This is a genomic window from Acinetobacter calcoaceticus (genome assembly GCF_016508255.1).
Classification (GTDB): domain Bacteria; phylum Pseudomonadota; class Gammaproteobacteria; order Pseudomonadales; family Moraxellaceae; genus Acinetobacter; species Acinetobacter calcoaceticus_E.
This window is the reverse complement of sequence record NZ_JADVKT010000004.1, coordinates 257,106-274,872: the sequence shown is the minus strand read 5'-3', so window position 1 is coordinate 274,872 and position 17,767 is coordinate 257,106. Positions and strand designations below refer to the sequence as shown.

The 17,767-nt window shown below is 40.1% G+C and carries 17 protein-coding genes; 7 read left to right on the top strand and 10 right to left on the bottom strand.

Features of this window, described 5'->3' with window-relative positions; genetic code table 11:
- Positions 1 to 58: 58 nt before the first annotated feature.
- Positions 59 to 538, top strand: a complete 480-nt coding sequence (locus I5515_RS10695; RefSeq protein ID WP_199966526.1) for an SCP-2 sterol transfer family protein — start codon at positions 59 to 61, stop codon at positions 536 to 538.
- A 43-nt stretch (positions 539 to 581) separates the two neighbouring features.
- Here the strand turns inward: I5515_RS10695 and dtd are convergent, their stop codons facing one another.
- Positions 582 to 1,025 carry a D-aminoacyl-tRNA deacylase gene (dtd, locus tag I5515_RS10690; RefSeq protein WP_199966523.1) on the bottom strand — a complete coding sequence of 148 codons (444 nt, stop codon included), beginning with the start codon at positions 1,023 to 1,025 and terminating at the stop codon, positions 582 to 584.
- A gap of 168 nt (positions 1,026 to 1,193) precedes the next feature.
- On the opposite strand from dtd, the gene pncB reads away from it, so the two are divergent.
- The 3 genes from pncB to asd all read left to right on the top strand — a co-directional run bounded on the left by pncB (position 1,194) and on the right by asd (position 4,251).
- Positions 1,194 to 2,408: a nicotinate phosphoribosyltransferase gene (gene pncB, locus I5515_RS10685; protein ID WP_199966521.1), complete on the top strand. Its 1,215-nt coding sequence runs from the start codon at positions 1,194 to 1,196 to the stop codon at positions 2,406 to 2,408.
- A gap of 146 nt (positions 2,409 to 2,554) precedes the next feature.
- Positions 2,555 to 3,403, top strand: a complete 849-nt coding sequence (locus I5515_RS10680) for a sulfurtransferase (RefSeq protein ID WP_199966519.1) — start codon at positions 2,555 to 2,557, stop codon at positions 3,401 to 3,403.
- The gene (gene asd, locus I5515_RS10675) at positions 3,400 to 4,251 is read left to right on the top strand and encodes an archaetidylserine decarboxylase (protein WP_199966517.1); all 852 of its coding nucleotides are present in this window, start codon (positions 3,400 to 3,402) and stop codon (positions 4,249 to 4,251) included. Before I5515_RS10680 ends, asd begins: the two co-directional genes overlap by 4 nt.
- A gap of 240 nt (positions 4,252 to 4,491) precedes the next feature.
- Here the strand turns inward: asd and I5515_RS10670 are convergent, their stop codons facing one another.
- Entirely contained in the window at positions 4,492 to 5,253 is a 762-nt protein-coding gene (locus I5515_RS10670) for an AcfC family putative adhesin (RefSeq protein WP_199966515.1), read from the bottom strand.
- Between the two features lie 243 nt (positions 5,254 to 5,496).
- On the opposite strand from I5515_RS10670, the gene I5515_RS10665 reads away from it, so the two are divergent.
- Complete coding sequence (locus tag I5515_RS10665; RefSeq protein WP_199966513.1) at positions 5,497 to 6,693, top strand: alpha/beta fold hydrolase; 1,197 nt, start codon at positions 5,497 to 5,499, stop codon at positions 6,691 to 6,693.
- A 71-nt stretch (positions 6,694 to 6,764) separates the two neighbouring features.
- On the opposite strand, the gene phoR is transcribed toward I5515_RS10665, so the two are convergent.
- From phoR to I5515_RS10650, 3 genes are all read right to left on the bottom strand, one after another.
- Positions 6,765 to 8,123 (bottom strand): phosphate regulon sensor histidine kinase PhoR, encoded by a 1,359-nt coding sequence (gene phoR, locus I5515_RS10660; RefSeq protein WP_199966511.1) that lies wholly within the window; start codon positions 8,121 to 8,123, stop codon positions 6,765 to 6,767.
- Positions 8,124 to 8,132: 9 nt separating this feature from the next.
- Positions 8,133 to 8,843 (bottom strand): phosphate regulon transcriptional regulator PhoB, encoded by a 711-nt coding sequence (gene phoB / locus I5515_RS10655; protein WP_199966509.1) that lies wholly within the window; start codon positions 8,841 to 8,843, stop codon positions 8,133 to 8,135.
- Positions 8,844 to 9,097: 254 nt separating this feature from the next.
- The gene (locus I5515_RS10650; RefSeq protein ID WP_199966507.1) at positions 9,098 to 9,769 is read right to left on the bottom strand and encodes a TetR/AcrR family transcriptional regulator; all 672 of its coding nucleotides are present in this window, start codon (positions 9,767 to 9,769) and stop codon (positions 9,098 to 9,100) included.
- A 212-nt stretch (positions 9,770 to 9,981) separates the two neighbouring features.
- On the opposite strand from I5515_RS10650, the gene I5515_RS10645 reads away from it, so the two are divergent.
- Entirely contained in the window at positions 9,982 to 10,815 is an 834-nt protein-coding gene (locus tag I5515_RS10645; protein WP_199966505.1) for an SDR family NAD(P)-dependent oxidoreductase, read from the top strand.
- A gap of 56 nt (positions 10,816 to 10,871) precedes the next feature.
- On the opposite strand, the gene I5515_RS10640 is transcribed toward I5515_RS10645, so the two are convergent.
- The 5 genes from I5515_RS10640 to I5515_RS10620 form a co-directional block, all read right to left on the bottom strand.
- Positions 10,872 to 12,239, bottom strand: coding sequence for an MATE family efflux transporter (locus I5515_RS10640; RefSeq protein ID WP_199966503.1), 1,368 nt, complete (start codon positions 12,237 to 12,239; stop codon positions 10,872 to 10,874).
- A 106-nt stretch (positions 12,240 to 12,345) separates the two neighbouring features.
- Entirely contained in the window at positions 12,346 to 13,500 is a 1,155-nt protein-coding gene (locus I5515_RS10635) for a pyridoxal phosphate-dependent aminotransferase (protein ID WP_199966501.1), read from the bottom strand.
- 27 nt (positions 13,501 to 13,527) lie between these two features.
- Positions 13,528 to 14,838: a DUF445 domain-containing protein gene (locus I5515_RS10630; RefSeq protein WP_199966499.1), complete on the bottom strand. Its 1,311-nt coding sequence runs from the start codon at positions 14,836 to 14,838 to the stop codon at positions 13,528 to 13,530.
- Positions 14,839 to 14,851: 13 nt separating this feature from the next.
- Positions 14,852 to 15,415 carry a CC0125/CC1285 family lipoprotein gene (locus I5515_RS10625; protein ID WP_199966496.1) on the bottom strand — a complete coding sequence of 188 codons (564 nt, stop codon included), beginning with the start codon at positions 15,413 to 15,415 and terminating at the stop codon, positions 14,852 to 14,854.
- A 59-nt stretch (positions 15,416 to 15,474) separates the two neighbouring features.
- On the bottom strand, positions 15,475 to 16,014 hold the full coding sequence (locus I5515_RS10620) for a DUF924 family protein (protein ID WP_199966494.1): 540 nt from the start codon (positions 16,012 to 16,014) through the stop codon (positions 15,475 to 15,477).
- 168 nt (positions 16,015 to 16,182) lie between these two features.
- Between I5515_RS10620 and gshA the strand changes: the two genes are divergently transcribed.
- Positions 16,183 to 17,760 carry a glutamate--cysteine ligase gene (gene gshA / locus I5515_RS10615; protein WP_199966492.1) on the top strand — a complete coding sequence of 526 codons (1,578 nt, stop codon included), beginning with the start codon at positions 16,183 to 16,185 and terminating at the stop codon, positions 17,758 to 17,760.
- Positions 17,761 to 17,767: the final 7 nt, after the last annotated feature.

The following is a 17,767-nucleotide window of genomic DNA, read 5'->3' as shown; positions in this document are numbered from 1 at the left end:
TGTCCTTGCTGAGTTTTGCTCTAAGGTTTTCATAAAAATACAATAGGCGTGAATGTTCATGAAACTTTCTTCTATACCTGTAGTCAAATTACCTCTCGTTGATGTCAGTACAGACCCGTTAGATTTATTGGTAGCAGGTTTAGTGCTGCGTATGAAGCAATTGGCACGTACTAGCCCTAAGTTTATTGAATTGATTCATGACCGCGCATTCCGTATTCAGATCGGTACGGATTTAGGTGTTGCACGTCAGATCATTATTAATAATGGACAGATCGACACTGTTGCAGGTTCACCTGAAAAAGCTGATTTTATCTTGCAGTTTGCAGATAGCGAACAAGGTGTAAAAACTTTGATTAAAGGTGACCCGACAGCATTTATGACAGGTATGCAAAACGGCAGTATTAAAATGGAAGGAGACTTCAGCTTACTGGTTTGGTTTAACCAAGTGGCTAGACTCATTCCACCTAAGTTGCCAAAACCAGTTAAAGATAAAGTACGTCAGGCACGTGCTTTTATTAAAGAGAAAACTGGTCGTTAATAGCCAGATATAAAAAAACTCCCGTTCGGGAGTTTTTTTATATCTATGCTTCGACTTCCAAGTTAAACGTAACTGGACCATCGTTAATTAAATGAACTTTCATGTCAGCTGCAAAAATGCCAGTTTGAACTTTTTCAAATTGTGAATGTGTATATTCAACCAGTTGTTCATACAACGCTTTGGCGTCGCTAGGTGGCATGGCTGGGCCAAAGTCTGGACGTAAACCTTTTTGCGTTTGAGCCATCAGGGTAAATTGAGAAACAAGCAGGACTCCACCATTTGCTTGAGACACATTCCAGCCCATTTTTCCTTGCTCGTCATCAAAAATACGATATTTCAAAATCTTATCAATAAGCTTTTGGCCCATCGCTAAAGTGTCATCTCGGCCGATGCCTAAAAAAACCAGTAGTCCGTGTTGGATTTCACCAGTAGTCTCACCGTCTACCACCACTTTGGCTTCAAGAACTCGTTGTATTAAAGCGCGCATAGTTAAAGCAAATTTCTGCAATTAATTGAATTGATTTAGTTTAGCAGAATTTAAATTAAATGATTTTTAAAAGGAAAGTTCATGGAATTGAAACAATGGTCTAAAAGCCCGCAATTCATTTATAAAAATATGCTTTAATGCTAAGAAGCAAGCGAATAATCATTGACTATGTCTCCAATTATCCATTCTTTACTAGATACAGACTTGTACAAATTTACTATGTTACAAGTGGTTTTGCACAAATTCCCGCAAACTCATAGTGTCTACCATTTCCGCTGTAGAAATTTAGAAGATACTGTCTATCCACTAGTGGATATTTTGGATGATTTAAACGAGCAACTCGACTATTTGTGTAGCCTTAAATATAAAGAAGATGAGCTTCAATATTTGCGTAAATTACGCTTTATAAAAAGTGACTTTGTTGATTATTTAGAACTATTTCAACTGAAACGCCGCTTTATTCGGGCCAGTATCGATGCCGAAGGTCGTTTGGATATTCATATTGAAGGTCCAATGGTTCAAGCCATGATGTTTGAAATTTTTGTATTGGCAATTGTAAATGAACTTTATTTTAGCCGTATCAAAACCGATGAAGTCTGGGCTGAAGGTGAACGCCGTTTAAAAGCCAAGCTTGAATTGATTCAGCAATATGAAAAAACTCAAAAACCAAATGACCCACCATTTTTAGTCTCTGATTTTGGTACACGTCGCCGTTATAGCTTTGTATGGCAAAAGCATGTTGTGGCAGCCTTTCATAAAACGGTGCCAAATGTGTTCCGCGGTACAAGTAATGTGTTACTTGCTAAAGAGTTAAACATTACGCCAATTGGAACCATGGCTCATGAATTCCTACAGGCTTTTCAGGCACTTGATGTACGACTGCGTGATTTTCAGAAAGCTGCTTTAGAAACGTGGGTACAAGAGTACCGCGGTGATTTAGGAATTGCTTTGACTGACGTTGTTGGTATGGACGCTTTCCTCAGAGATTTTGATCTGTATTTTGCGAAACTATTTGATGGCTTACGTCATGACAGTGGTGACCCCTATGAATGGGGTGATAAAGCTTATGCGCACTATCGTAAATTAAAAATTGATACTAAAACCAAAATGCTGACTTTTAGCGATGGCCTTGATTTGCCCAAAGCTTGGGAATTGCATCAATACTTTAAAGACCGTTTTCAGGTGAGTTTCGGTATTGGAACCAACTTGACCAATGATATGGGGCAAAAGCCGCTCAATATTGTGTTGAAATTGGTTGAATGCAATGGACAGTCTGTTGCCAAAATTTCTGATAGCCCTGGTAAAACCATGACTGATAACGATACTTTCTTGGCCTATTTACGTCAGGTTTTTGAAATCGAAGAACTTGAAGAAGTGGTTTAAGTAAAAAGTAGTTTCGCTATTTGTATCTTTAAAAGTAAGAATGCTGATATCTGATTTTCTGCTAAAGCGTTGCAGAAAATCAGAGTTTGTTAGATATATGCTTATGCTAATATGAAATTAAGCTGGTATAAAAAGTAATCATGACGATGACACTCCCGGATTTTAAACTCGACTTATTAATAGAAGCAGAAGAGTTAGTGCCTTATTTAGGCAATGAATATATTCGCATTGTAGATTTGAGCCGTGCGTCTGTTTATGAGCAACTTCATATTCCGCATGCTATTCACTTACAGCCGAAATGGTTAGTGACTCAACACGAAGAAGCCACCGGTATTTTGCCAGATGAAGCGGGTTTACAAGCACTGATTGAAAAATTGAATATTTCACCTAATCATCATGTTGTGGTCTACGACGATGAGGGCGGAGCATGGGCTGGACGTTTAATCTGGAATTTGCATTGTTTAGGATTTACCCGCACCAGTTTAATTAATGGCGGTATCCATGCATGGTTAGGAGCAGGGTTACCAACTACTGCAGAAGTCGAAAAAGTTTCTCCTGTTGTGGACTTAATTCAGATTGATTTATCGCATGCTGCTCAGTTCCGTGTGAATTATGAAGAGCTACGCAAACAGGTCGAACAAGAAAATGTTCAGTTGTGGGATTGTCGAACCAGTGATGAATATAGTGGTGTCCGTTTAGCAGCGCGACGCGGTGGTCACATTCCAAATGCGCTCCATTTTGAATGGAGTACTGCACTTAATCGTCAAAATCATCTAAAATTGCATCCGCTTGAACGCACGCGGCAGCGCCTTGAACAACTTGGGTTCGATTTACAGCAACCTGTAGTTGTGTACTGCCAGTCACATCACCGTTCTGGTTTGGCCTATATTTTGGCTAGACTCTTGGGCTGGGAAGCAAAAGCCTATGATGGTGCGTGGAGTGAATGGGGCAATCGCCTCGATAGTCCTATTATTACTGGAGAATCACCGTCGTGAGTTTCACATCTCGATTAAAAAAAGAATTATTTATTAAGGCACAAAATCTTGTTCCGCAACATCAATTGAGCCGTGTGGTAGGTAAAGTTGCTGCGAGTGAAAATCCAGTTGTAAAAACTGCTGTTATTCAAGCGTTTAAAACCAAATATGGGATTGATTTGTCGATTGCTGAGCAAGGCAATGCACTGAAATATAAATCTTTTAATGACTTTTTTACTCGTGCATTGAAAGATGGCGTACGTCTAGTTGATGAAAAAGCAGATAGCATTGTTTCACCTGCCGATGGTGCAATCTCGCAAATTGGTCAAATTACTGCGGGTGAAGTATTTCAGGCGAAAGGACAGAGTTTTTCTGTAGATAAGCTCATTGGTGACCCACAACTTGCTCAGCCATTTCAAAATGGCGAATTTGCGACAGTCTATTTATCTCCACGTGATTACCACCGTGTTCATATGCCTTTTGCAGGCATATTAACTGAAACCTTATATGTACCGGGTGAGCTATTTTCGGTAAATCAGGTCACTGCTGAAAATGTACCGGGTTTATTTGCTCGTAACGAACGTATGGTTTGTTTATTTGATACTGAAATTGGCCGTATGGCAGTAGTATTGGTTGGTGCAATGATTGTTGCGGGTATTGAAACCGTTGCGACAGGCAAAGTGAAACCTTCAGGTCGTATTGAATTGCAGCATCATCAGTTAAAACTTGAAAAAGGTGCCGAGCTTGGACGTTTTTATTTAGGTTCTACAGCCGTTATTTTATTTGAAAAAGATAAGATTGAATGGGAACAACGTTTTAAAGCTGAATCTGTTGTTGTCATGGGTGAGCGCATGGGACATATCGTTTAGTAAGTTATATAACCCATATAAAAAATAAACCCTGAATAATTAAATTCAGGGTTTATTTTTTTGTTTATGTTATATGGAAATATAATTGCTATTAAGTGAGCTAAATTACAATTATATATATCACTGTTTAGCAAAATTATTCTTTCGATTATATTTCTTATTCGCGGTTTTTCTTTTTCATGGTTAAAGTCAAAATTTGTGGGGAACATGATTGATTTTGGTATGACAGTTCATCCTTTTTTATTTAGTCCAACCAAATTTTTTGAAAATAATATTACCTTGTTGAGAAGATAAAAATTCTATAAAACGTTTAGCTTCAGTGTTTTTTAAACTATGTTTGGTTAATGCCACACCTGTATCGCGATAGACAACCAGCTCTGGTTCTATCGGTATAATTTGCCCAACGTCTGGGTTGCTAACACCCCAAATATTAAAAACTAACCATGCATCATAACTGCTATTTTCTTCCCAATTTTTTTTGGCAATACCTGTGTTAGCTGCATAGGTGGCAATATTCTTTCGAAAAGATTTGGTTAATTTAATATTTCCTGTTCTACCCGCAATATCCTCCCACATACCGACCTGACCTGCACCATGAGTAACTAAAACCTTAACATTTGGCTTGGCTAGATCTTTAAATCCTTTAATATTTTTAGGATTTCCTTTGCGTACTAAAATGGCTGCGGGGCGTAAATATAAAGGTTCCACCGAGTCTTTTATAATTTGCTCAGAAAAAGCATTTTCAAAATCAGACATCATGGCTTCAGAACCACTATATATAACATCGGCATCTAGTTTCGCTTTGTCAGACCATTGAGAAGTAGGACCCGATGTAACATTTACTACTATGCCCGTTTTATTGGTGAATTGTTTGGCGGCTTCTTTCATGGCAGGTGCCGGCCCACCCGGTCCATATACATATATATCTGCAAAGCTATGAATCGGTAGGGAACAGAGAGCAAGATAAATCAGGTAATGTATAAATTTATATTGTTTTAACATTTTAATCGCTATAGTAATTAAGAAAATATCAGCATATATTTTTTATTATTTAAATAGGATTAATTTTTGCAACCATTTTTATACTACGTTTCTTTAAAATATATTTTAATTAAATTTTAAGTGGTTATATTTAAATGTAATTGAGTTTGAATTGAATATAAATATAGATGATTTTATGGTACTTTAGATTTTATAAATTGATTATTTAAATAGATATAGTGTAAATAATAGAGGAGTAATCCCTTGATTAAAAAAAGTAATTCTTTTTTAAAATTTTTATTTAGCAGTGCGTGTTTGATGTCTGGCTTTGCTATGGCTGCTCCAATTACAGATTTGAATAAGCAAATTGTGAGCGAAAAACCAGGTTCAATACTGTCTCTAGAGCGGCAAGATGTGACGGATTTATTTCCTCATGCAGATCAGCGCTTATTGGTAAATTATCGTAGTCGAGGTATTCAGGGCGAACCTATTGTTGCATCGGCTTTTATTTTATTGCCCAAAGGTACAGCTCCTAAAAATGGCTGGCCTATCCTTGCTTGGGCGCATGGCACGACTGGAGTTGCCGATACTTGTGCGCCTTCAGGTGATTATGTTGGTGGGCCTGTTCATTCATATCAAGAAGTTGCATCAAAAGCTTTAGACTCTTGGCTGGCACGAGGCTATGCAGTAGTTGCACCTGATTATCAGGGGCTAGGTACACCGGGTGGTCATCCCTATATGAATGCAAATAGCCAACTGCATACCGTCGTAGATGCTGTGCGGGCATTACATGCACTTAAGCCAAAAGATTTTAATAAACAGTGGTTAGTCATGGGACACAGCCAAGGAGGGGCTGCGGCAATTGCAGTGTCTGCCTATGGACAAAAAGATGCGCCCGAACTTGATTTAAAAGGCGCGATAGCCCTTGCCCCAGGTGGCTATCAATATGAAGGCATTGCAGAATATGTGTTGAGTCATCCACGTCCGGAACCAAGTGTGGCAGCATTTTTCCCAATTGTGTTATTGGGAGCACAAGCAGCAGATCCCACTATCGTTCCTGAAAATTTGGTCAGTTCAGAAATGAAAAACGTGCTTACTCAAGCACGCAGTCGCTGTTTATCAGAACTTCAATCTGATTTAAAGAAATCGCCTTCTAGCATATTTCGACCCGAGGCTGATTTAAAACCTCTTTTGACCTATCTTAAAAAGCAGTCGATTGAAAATATGGTGCCTACCGTACCGTTAATGATTGTTCAGGGGTCTAAAGACCATTTAGTTGATCCTAGAGGGACATATGCCTATTACCAACAGCTATGTAAATTAAAGAAACCAACGATATATCAAACAATTGATGGCGGAGATCATCGTGATGCATTACGTCAGAGCAATACTTTCGCTACTAACTTTTTAAATGTCATCGAGAAAAATCAAAGTAAATCTTATTGCTCTACTTCTAGGTAAATGGGTTTAAATGCTACAAAAAAGCCGACTTTTCATGAGTCGGCTTTTTTATTATCTGAAAGAGAGGTTACTTAGGTCATGTTATATAGTCTTTCTTTAGGAAAAACTACGGTGAACGTTGAACCTTCATTTTCTTTAGATTGCACATCTAAATAAGCGCCATGTTGCATAAGAACGTGTTTTACAATCGCCAAGCCTAAACCGGTACCACCTGTTTGGCGACTACGGTCACTGTCTACACGATAAAAGCGTTCTGTCAGGCGTGGCAAATGTTTAGGGTTAATTCCGATGCCCGTGTCTTGTACGCTAAAGTAAGCATGATCACCGTCATCATGCCAACCAATGGTAATAGTGCCGCCTTTTGGCGTGTATTTGATGGCATTGGTAATTAAATTACTAAATGCGCTGGCAATTTCCATGTCGGAACCAATCAGGTCACAGTGACTATCAATATGTAAGTTGAGCGTATGTCCGTAGTCGGCATTGTAGGCCTGAGCATCATCAAAGAGTTGATTCATTAAGCTCGGCATTTCAATAATCTGATTTTTTGCAATTTTCTTGTTATTTTCCAAGTTGGATAACAACAATAAATCATTCACCAAAGCATTCATGCGCTTAGTTTGCGATTGCATCTGGTCAAATGCACGTTTCCAGCGTGGGCTGATGTCTTCTTGATCGGTGAATGTCTCGATATAGCCACTCAACACGGTTAATGGCGTGCGGAGTTCATGCGAAATATTATCTACAAAGTCTTTACGCATTTGCTCAAGGTTGTGCATACGAGTAACGTCGTAAGCGACCAATAAGCGGCTTTCTCCACCGAATCGTGTCAGTTTGACTTGTACATAACGGTCATCATCAAGATTGGAATGGAGTTTGATACCATCTGGTGCCTGATCAATATTATTAAAATATTCAATGAAACTAGGCTGGCGTAAAATTGTTAATAAATTCCGGCCGCGATCGAGCGGGCTAATACCTAATAAACGTTCAGCTGCAGGGTTCCACCATTCGATTTGATGTTGATCATCAATCAGAATAACAGCTTCGGCAAGCGCTACTAACGATGATTGAGCACGGTCAATTAAACCGACCATTTCGGACTGAACAATTCGTTCTTGACGCTGAGCGCGGTAAACATTAAATAATAATGCCCCCCAAATCCCGTTCAGATTTGGAGGAACGTCATATGGTTTATTGGCAATCCAGTCATTGACCAGATATAAAGAACGCAACTGGAGTGTAAAAAACACCACGAAGGCGATAAAAATACAACTCCAGAAATACCCAAGTCCAAAACCGACTAAACCGGCAATAATTAGAAAAAATAATAAAAGCCGTAAATCTTGTTTGGCAAACGTCCATAAACTACTGTAGCGGGAAAGTTTTTGTTCACGTACCTGTTCGGGGACGGGGTAGGGTTCATACATAAATCTTGGTTAACCTGCGGCTAAATCTGCACGTGTTGAGAATCGGTAGCCTGTTCCACGCACAGTCTGAACAAATCGGTCAACACCGAAAGGTTCTAGAACTTTACGTAAACGACGGATGTGTACATCGATAGTTCGATCTTCAATATATACATTACCGCCCCATACCTGATCGAGCAACTGGGCACGGGTATATGCACGCTCTGGATGGGTCATAAAAAATGCAAGTAAGCGATATTCAGTTGGACCCATGTCTAAAATGCTGTTGCCGAAGCTAACACGCTGGCTCACAGGATCAAGAATCAAGCCATTGGCATCAATCATTTTTTCGCCACTTAATGCATTTGCACGACGCAAAACGGCCTTAATACGTGAAACCAGTTCACGTGTAGAAAAAGGCTTCGTCATGTAATCATCTGCACCCGCATCAAGACCTTGTACTTTGTGGTCTTCTTCTCCGCGAGCGGTGAGCATAATAACTGGGATTTCTGCTAGGTTCTCATCGCGTTTTAAGCGGCGACATAAATCGACACCACTTACGCCTCCAGGTAACATCCAATCAAGCAAGATAAGCGCCGGACGTTGGTCGACGATAATTTGATGAGCCTGTTTGGCATCTTCTGCCTGTAAACACTGAAAGCCTGCCATGTCCAAAGAAGTATGGATCATTTCGCGAATAGGAAGCTCATCATCGACAATTAAAATATAGTCATCTTTCACAGCGCAATATCCTATAGATTTAACGGTGAACCGTTTTGTAGTTATGACAGGCTTATTACAAAGATTAATTATGACAATTTCATTGCAGAAAAGTCTATAAAATTGAATTTAGCAATAATTTGTGACAAAACTAAGGCAAAGGTATGACCAAATTGTGACATGAAGACTTTATTTTTCTTAAAGTCATTCAATAGTTTATCACCTGAATAGCTTAACTCATTTAGCGCATTCATGGCTGTCAAAAAACTTTAATATTATTTTGAAACCTGAGCTAATAAAGATAAGAAAACAATGCGGCATGCGGTTAAAACCTGCTCAAGAGACTGTTCAAACCCTCCCATGACCCATCGAATCGCAATTTGAGTGACATATCCATTTAAACCAGTTGCGATTAAAGATAGCTCATTTTCATGGTGTTGAATCTGTGGCATGGTCAGCATAACAAAGGCCTGAATCATGCGGTCAAATTGTGCAAGCGTTTCCTGAATGGTGGCCTGATTATGTAACTCTTGTACCAGAACTGCATCGACATAGACAATACGCGCTAATCTCGGATCTTCTTTTAATGTCGTCAACAGTGCTCGCAATCCCGCATCGACCATTTTTTCTGGATCGGGCGTCGCTTTAATCACGGCTTGCATCAGGTTTTGCTGTAATTCTTCAATCATTTTTAAAAAGATGGTTTGGAATAAATCTTCACTTTTCTTAAATGATTCATAGAAATAGCGTTCTGTGAGTTTTGCCTCTTGGCAGACATCTTTGACCGTCACGGAAAAAAAGCCAAGTGTTCCGTAAGTCGCGATACCCGCTTCAATCAGTTTTTCTCGGCGTGCCTCTTTACGTTCAGATAGAGATAACCCTTTGAACTGACGTTCTTTACTCACAGTTTTTGTTTTCTTTTTACTGGTTGAGTCGCTTGTCGCCATAAATAAGTCGTTTCCTAATGAATGCCTTCCTAATTTATAGGTTTGGGCCAAATATGCTCACTATCATAAGGCCCTCAGCAGAATTGTGCCATTCTATCTGAAATTACAGTGTACTATATTGACAATGAATATTGTCAAAATTATATTGAAAGAGTCTAAATTGCACATGCAGTGAACCGACTGTGCAAATATCGAAAAACAAAGGATGGACAATGAAAAATTTTAAAAACAAAGTCGCTGCAATTACGGGCGCGGGTTCTGGCATTGGGCAACAGTTAGCAATTCTTTTGGCAAAACAGGGCTGCCATCTTTCGTTGAGTGATATTAATGAAAAAGGATTACAACAAACTGTCGAGCTTTTAAAACCGTACAGTGATATTACTATTACCACCAAAAAGCTTGATGTTTCTGACCGCGAAGCGGTAAAGCAGTGGGCACAAGAAACTGTTCAAGATCATGGTTCTGTTAACCTGATTTTTAACAATGCTGGTGTAGCTCTAGGTTCAACTGTTGAAGGAGCGACCTACGAAGATTTAGAGTGGATCGTTGGGATTAACTTCTGGGGTGTCGTGTACGGAACTAAAGAGTTTTTACCGTTCATTAAGCAAACTCAAGATGGCCATATTATTAATATTTCAAGTTTGTTTGGTTTAACCGCTCAACCAACACAGTCTGGTTATAACGCGACTAAATTTGCTGTACGCGGTTTTACCGAGTCATTGCGTCAAGAGTTGGATATTGAAAAAAGTGGCGTAAGCTCGTTGTGCGTACATCCGGGCGGAATCCGTACCAATATTGCTAAATCTGCAAAAATGAGTGATAGCCTAACTAGTTTGGGTATGGACCCAGCGAAGTCGATTCAAAATTTTGACAAATTCCTGCGTACTCCACCTGAAGAAGCAGCTCGTCAAATTTTACAAGCTGTATTAAAAAATAAGCGCCGTTTATTGATTGGTAGTGATGCAAAAATTCTTGACGCATTCCAACGTTTATTCCCAACAGGATATCAACGTGCTTCAACCATTGTGACTAAGTTAATGAAATAATTTTAAATGCAAAAAAGCCATCAAATGATGGCTTTTTTTATGTGGTTTAGGTAGTTCTAAATAAGAACTTTGATCTTCTTTTTCTTCCAGATAAATTGGTAATACAGGCCTTGAATAATACATAAGCTAACAAATGCTAATGCATAGGCAACCCAGATTCCTTTAAGGCCCCATATTGAGCTAAACCAATAAGCACATGGAATTTCAATAAATAAAATAGCAGAGATGTTTAACAACATTGGAACGGTCACGGTTCCACTGGCGCGCATGATCGATGCAAAAATGGCACCCGCACCAAAAAACAAAATTGCCCAAAGTACAATAAATAAAAGCTGTTGACCGAGTACTACCACCGTTGGGTCGGTAATAAACAAAGCCATAAGATACTTTGAAAATAGATAGCCAAGTACAATTAAGGTACCTGTAAATAAAAAGTTCATACCTAAGGCTGTACGGGTTACTCGTGCTAACAAGTCTGATTTACCTGCACCAATCGCTTGAGCAGCAAAGATTGAAGCTGCAATTGAGATCGATAAGGCAGGGAACTGAATGTAGTTGAGTACCTGATTCACAGCACCATACGCTGCTGTAGCATGTGAACCGTAATGGTTAACCAACCCAACAATAACCAAGCCAGCCATTGAGGTGGTAATCATTTGAATGCCGGTTGGGACCCCTAAGCGCAAAATGATTTTGCTCAGTTCTGGATTGTGACGGATATGTTGCAAAAGCTGGCGGTTGGGGCGAAGAGGATGATTCTTCTTGTTCAGATAAATTGCCAGAAAAATTAAAATAGCCACATATCCTGTAATGGTGGCAATTGCGGGAGCGATAATCCCTAGAGCTGGTAAGCCAAAATAACCTTTAAGCAGGATAGGGGTAATCACCAAACCAATGACACTGGTTAAAGCTAGTGCAAGTAATGGGGTAGTACTGTCACCTACACCACGTAAAATTGAAGTGTAAATAATATAAACAAACAGAAGCGGGCTACCCGCCAGCATCCATTGAACATAAGGCAAAGCAAGATGCATTACCTTGGGATCAGTACCTAATAACTCTAAAATATCTCTGGCAAAGAACACACCGATAATCGCGGTAATTACTCCACCAATCAGTGTCATAAATAGGGTAGAGCCAACTACGCTTTGGACTTTCTCAATATTTTGTGCACCCCATGCTTGCCCTACTAAAACGGTAGTACCTGTTGAAATCCCGATAATAAAAGCGAGTAGCAAAAATAAAATAGGGAAAAAAACAGAGACGGCGGCAATAGCATCTACCCCCATCATTTGGCCGACAAAGATGGTGTTAATAGTACCAGACAGGTTTTGCAGAATATTGGTTGCAATCAGCGGTAGCAAGAAAACAAAAAATGTTTTCCATAGATTTTGTTGATGAATTAATGACTGTCTTGGTGGCATACGTTCTCCATCGCCCATCTCTTTGATGAGCGGGGCAGATATTCAACTTAACATAGTTGGAGTAAATTGCTTGTAGTGTTTTTACTGTGCTAAGTGGCTAAATTTATTAACATTCATTCAAGATTTCTCCTGCTTTTTGCAGAGTCTCATCATTTTTAGCAAAGCAGAAACGAATCAAACGTAAAGACTCTGGCGCTTGCTGATAGAAAACTGAAACAGGAATAGCCACAATCTTGTGCTGTTCAGCTAAAAATTGGCACATTTCTACATCGTTTAAGTCGGGTCTAATTTGGCTGTAATCTAAGTTTTGAAAATAAGTTCCTTGAGATGGCTTAAGTATAAAACGGCTATTGTGGATGGCCTGATTAAATCGATCTCGTTTGGTTTGGTAAAACTGTGAAAGTTCTTGAATATGTTCCGGATGTTGCGTCATATATTGAGCTAGGGCAATTTGACAAGGTGTCGTGCCACAGAAATTCGCATATTGGTAAATCTGGCGGAATAAACGCATTAACTCAGGTGAAGCAACACAGTAGCCAGTTTTCCAGCCCGTTACATGAAAGGTTTTTCCAAAAGAACCAATCACAAAGCTGCGCTCTCTGAGTTCAGGAAAATGCAATGCACTAAAGTGTTGTTGCCCATCAAAAACTAAGTGTTCGTAGACTTCATCGGATAAAACGACAATGTTTTTATCTCGAATCAGTTCAATGAGTTCTAACCAGTCTTGTTTTTCCCAGATCGTACCTGTTGGATTATGGGGAGTGTTCACCACAATCATACGGGTTTTATCATTCACTAGATCTTTAACCTGTTGCCAGTTCACCCTAAAGTCTGGGGCTTCCAGCGCAATATGAACTGCTTTACCACCTGCTAACTGTACAGAAGGGCTATAGCTGTCATAACTTGGGTCAAAAATAATGACTTCATCACCTGCATTAATGCATGCCTGTATGGCACAAAAAATTGCAATGGTTGCGCCGGGAGTAATCGTGATTTGCGTTACAGGGTCCAGTTGAAGTTGGTCACGGTGCTGAAATTGCAAAGCGAGCTGTTCACGCAAACCCAGAATACCGTCACCGGGTGGATATTGATTATGTCCAGCTAAAGTCGCCTGAGATAAGGCTTCCAGCAATGCGGGCGGTGCTGGAAAATCTGGGAAGCCCTGCGACAGGTTAAGTGCACCTAGTCGATGTGCCACTGCCGTCATGGTACTGAAAATAGTAACGCCTTGCGTGGGCAATTTTGACTGTAGCTGTAGCATATTGTTCTCTTATTAAAATATTTAAAGTTATAAAATTGATTCAATCACTGCCCGAATTACACCGAGTGTTAAACCAATAAATGCCCCGACCACAACGCCATTTACTCGGATCATGTGTAGATCGCCACCGACTTCGTTTTCAATTTTCCCGATCATTTCGCGCGAATCCCATTCATGAATGCGCTCGCTCACATAGCGGATAATTTTATGGCTATATTGATCTGTAAACGTCAGCGCAAGTCCTGTCATTTCTTTGTTCAGCACTTCGCGTACTTTGGCATTTTGAACAAGATTTTCACCCAGTTGTTGAATGGCAGCCCGAAGGTTCATTGCAATGCCAGAATCTTCTTTCATTAAATCTTCTTTAACGGCATTACACAAAATGGTCACTGCGCCACTAATAAAGTTCAGAACTTGTGGGCTATCTAAAAGGGCGTCTTTTCCACTATTTAGCTTTTGGCTGGCATCGCTATCTGGCTTTGCCAGCTCAAGCATGAGGGCATGTGCAATGGTTTCAATTTCTTGGCGCCATGGATGTTCGTGATCGGCCAACATTGACTCGACTTTTTCAACCAGTGAATCAATTGTGCGTTGCTGAACATCAATACCAATCCAGCTCGCACCTCTTGCAAGTGACCATACCCCCAACGCTTTAAACATTTTTCGGGTTAATTCACGCGTTTTATCTGGATTTTGTACGACCCATTCATGCGCAATATCGAGTCCACGCTGTAAGACATCTTGATGAAAGTCATTTTCCAATACCGCACGTAGCATTTCACTTGCTAGCTTGTTGACTTGAGTATTTCGCACCCATTGCACACTGTTGTTTTGCACAAAATTGGCAATTTGATCTTGGCTAACAAACTCAAAAATTTTCGGTACAGTTTGCTGAATGAGCTGTACCACTTGCGTATTGTTTTGTGGGCTTGCCAACCATTGACCAATTGCAAGGCTTAAGTCAGTTTTTTCTAAGCTTCGTTCGACCACTTGAGGCGATAGAAAGTTTTCCTGAACAAAACGGCCCATTGACTCTGCAATGCGGGCTTTGTTGCGTGGAATAATTTCGGTGTGGTCACGTAAAAACTTAGGAATCGGCAATTTACCAAAGGGGTTGCGAAACAGAACTGTAATCGCGTACCAGTCGGCTAAACCACCGACTACACCAGCTTCTGCCCCTAACATTAAAATATGAATAAAACCTGTGTATTGTGGCAGAAAACGGTCGGCTACCATGAGTGCAACCCACAGCACAACCACAATAATAAGTGCGAGAGTGGCAAAGTATTTGCTACGTTTAAGACTGGGCACGTGGTGGACTTCTTCTGCCATACTCATAAATTTACCCTATTCATTTTTGTTTTACTGGAGGCTCAGGCGGGGGCAACAGCTCTCCTGTCGGACTCAATCCATATTTTTGTCCGATTGATTTCAAGATCAAAGTTGCATCAAAAGCATCTTGAGGAGCCTGCTTTTGATCCCGATAACATTCAATAGTATACGACACTTGAACGGGGTCGATATTGACCACTTGAGGGAAATCATAGAATGGATCATTCCAGAAACCTGGGTAGCGACGACCATAACCATATGGATAAAAGCTTGGTGCTGATGGATAAACCACTGCCTGACGAGGAGGTTTCTGACTTTGATTACTTGGGTCATTGACTACTTTAAAAAAGCGGAAACCCTTTTGTACCGTCGTTTGTGCTGATTTTACCAAGGTGATTTCTTCGGCTCTGCCATAACTCATATTCGGATCAGCTTGAAAGCTAATTCGGAAGGTTTGGGCATTTAAAGGATATGCCGAAAATTGGCCAAGCTGATCGAAAGTTCTTGGTTTACTTGGCGTTGTTGCACAGCCGGTTAAAGTTAAGGCAGTGCCTAAAGCTAAACAAATAGAGAGATATTTCATGATGAACTCCCAGCTGAGCATTAAAAAATAGATCACTCAGCCTTAAATATCGAGAAGTTTTAAAAACTACTGTTCGGTTCTAATAAAAATTCAGTTTCCTCTGGTGTAGAAACACGTCCAAGGATTACATTGCGATGAGGATAACGCCCAAAGCGATCAATAATTACTTTATGCTTTTTTTCGAAGCTTAAGTTAATTTCATTACCAAGGCGTTGAAATAGTTTTAAAGCAAACTCATGAATGAGTTTTGACTCGCTATGCATAAATGGCATATATAAAAAAGAGCGTTGCTCAGGGTTGAGCTGTGCATCTAGTTGTAGGCTAATTGCCTCTTGTGCCAAAGTCAAAGCGAGTCCGTCGTAGGCAAAAGATTCAGGTTGATCACGATAAATGTTGCGAGAGAATTGATCTAGTACAATAATCTCAGCCAAGCGGCCTTCTGCGGTTTTTCGCCAAGACCAAAGTTCTGCTTGAGTTGCCTGCCGATGAACATCGCTAAAATGTTCATGAATTTTTTTGTCAAAATCATCACTTTTTGCAAACCAAAGTGGACGGTGTTCAGGTGAAAACCAGAAGTTTAAAATGTCTTGATCGTTCATGATATTGACAACTCTTTAGCAATTATTCTTCAATAAAATCACAATTCTTTCGTGTCTTAAATAACAAGATTGTGATAAAAATTGCCAAACTGGAATGATGTGTTTATATCCATAGCCATATCATCCCACGATTTTGTATATAGTGATCTTTAATAAGCGAGCAAATGCATGAGTCAACCCACTATACCATCTCAATCAGTTATTCCTGCTTGGGTGGATTCGTCGCTACTTCAAGGCATGTTACGTGGAATAGAACGTGAAAGCCTACGTATGCAAAGTAATGGGTTCTTATCGCAAGACTTACATCCTAAAGCATTGGGTTCGGCTTTAACTCATCCAAAAATTACCACCGATTATTCTGAAGCATTGATGGAGTTTATTACTTCACCACAGCCAACGATTGGTGATGCATTGAATGAGCTCACCGATATTCATGCAGTTGTACACCGTCATTTAGAAAATGGTGAAAAACTCTGGCCGCTTTCGATGCCGTGTATGTTAGACGACAACGAAGAACGAATTCGTCTGGCGCAGTACGGTACTTCTAATATAGGTCGTTTTAAGACGCTTTACCGCCGTGGGTTAGGAATTCGTTATGGTCGTCGTATGCAGACGATTTCAGGTGTGCATTACAATTTATCTTTTCCAGATGCCCTTTTTGCCGAATTACAGGCTCATGAAACTGACGAACAATTAAAATCACTCAGTCTGCAAGATTATCGTAGTCACCGTTATTTTGGGCTTATTCGTAATTTTATTCGCTTAACACCACTGGTTATGTTTTTAGTGGGTGCGAGTCCAACAGTATGTCGCTGTTTTTTAACTGGGCATAAACATCAGTTACTACCTTTAATTAAGGGTTCATATTATTTGCCGTATGCTACAGCACTCCGTATGGGGCGATTGGGCTATCAAAACTCTGCTCAAAAAAGCTTGGGTATTCATTACAACAATTTATGTGGCTATCTGGACGGTTTACAAAAAGCAGTCCATACACCTTACCCACCATTTAGCCGTTTAGGGTTAAATGATGCTTCGGGTGAGCCGCTGCAAATTAACGACCATGTTTTACAGATCGAGAATGAATATTACAGCCTCGTGCGTCCAAAACAGGTACCTCAAGCAGGTGAAACACCTTCTCAGGCCTTAAAGAATCGAGGGGTGGGGTATGTTGAGTTGCGTGCAGTTGATGTAAACCCATATTCGGCGATTGGGGTTGAAGAAACGACAGCTGGCTTCCTTGAAGTGTTAGCACTTTATTGCTTATTAAGTGATAGCCCTGAATTGTTAGGTCCTGAGCAGGATTTGATTGAAAAGAACCAGACAGAAGTCGTGAATCGTGGTCGAGCGCCAAACGCAACCATTACAGATTCAAATGGGTCTTATCACATCGAAGACTGGGCACGTTTACATATTGCTAAAATGCAAGATTGTGCGCAGTTACTTGATCAGACCTATGCAACAGACTTGTATGGTTCAGCACTAGCAGTCATGCAAGCGCGAATTGATGAAGTTGATGAAACTTTGTCTGCCCATGTGATTGACGATACGTTAAAGCATGGCGGTACTTGGAGTTTTGGTAGCCACATGGCACAGCTACATGCTGAAAGTTATGAGCAGCATGAGCTTAGTGTGGACACTTTGAAACATTTTGAACAGTTGGCTGCCCAATCTTTACAGCAGCAAGAACAACTTGAGCAAGATAGTCAGATCAGTTTCGATCAATATCTTGAACAATATCGATAATAAATGA

What these genes read in the sequence shown, in the direction of transcription:
- I5515_RS10695 (WP_199966526.1), top strand. Translation starts at nt 59, where the DNA reads ATGAAACTTTCTTCTATACCTGTAGTCAAATTACCTCTCGTTGATGTC.
- dtd (WP_199966523.1), bottom strand. Translation starts at nt 1,025, where the DNA reads ATGCGCGCTTTAATACAACGAGTTCTTGAAGCCAAAGTGGTGGTAGAC.
- pncB (WP_199966521.1), top strand. Translation starts at nt 1,194, where the DNA reads ATGTCTCCAATTATCCATTCTTTACTAGATACAGACTTGTACAAATTT.
- I5515_RS10680 (WP_199966519.1), top strand. Translation starts at nt 2,555, where the DNA reads ATGACACTCCCGGATTTTAAACTCGACTTATTAATAGAAGCAGAAGAG.
- I5515_RS10670 (WP_199966515.1), bottom strand. Translation starts at nt 5,253, where the DNA reads ATGTTAAAACAATATAAATTTATACATTACCTGATTTATCTTGCTCTC.
- phoR (WP_199966511.1), bottom strand. Translation starts at nt 8,123, where the DNA reads ATGTATGAACCCTACCCCGTCCCCGAACAGGTACGTGAACAAAAACTT.
- I5515_RS10650 (WP_199966507.1), bottom strand. Translation starts at nt 9,769, where the DNA reads ATGGCGACAAGCGACTCAACCAGTAAAAAGAAAACAAAAACTGTGAGT.
- I5515_RS10645 (WP_199966505.1), top strand. Translation starts at nt 9,982, where the DNA reads ATGAAAAATTTTAAAAACAAAGTCGCTGCAATTACGGGCGCGGGTTCT.
- I5515_RS10640 (WP_199966503.1), bottom strand. Translation starts at nt 12,239, where the DNA reads ATGCCACCAAGACAGTCATTAATTCATCAACAAAATCTATGGAAAACA.
- I5515_RS10635 (WP_199966501.1), bottom strand. Translation starts at nt 13,500, where the DNA reads ATGCTACAGCTACAGTCAAAATTGCCCACGCAAGGCGTTACTATTTTC.
- I5515_RS10630 (WP_199966499.1), bottom strand. Translation starts at nt 14,838, where the DNA reads ATGAGTATGGCAGAAGAAGTCCACCACGTGCCCAGTCTTAAACGTAGC.
- I5515_RS10625 (WP_199966496.1), bottom strand. Translation starts at nt 15,415, where the DNA reads ATGAAATATCTCTCTATTTGTTTAGCTTTAGGCACTGCCTTAACTTTA.
- I5515_RS10620 (WP_199966494.1), bottom strand. Translation starts at nt 16,014, where the DNA reads ATGAACGATCAAGACATTTTAAACTTCTGGTTTTCACCTGAACACCGT.
- gshA (WP_199966492.1), top strand. Translation starts at nt 16,183, where the DNA reads ATGAGTCAACCCACTATACCATCTCAATCAGTTATTCCTGCTTGGGTG.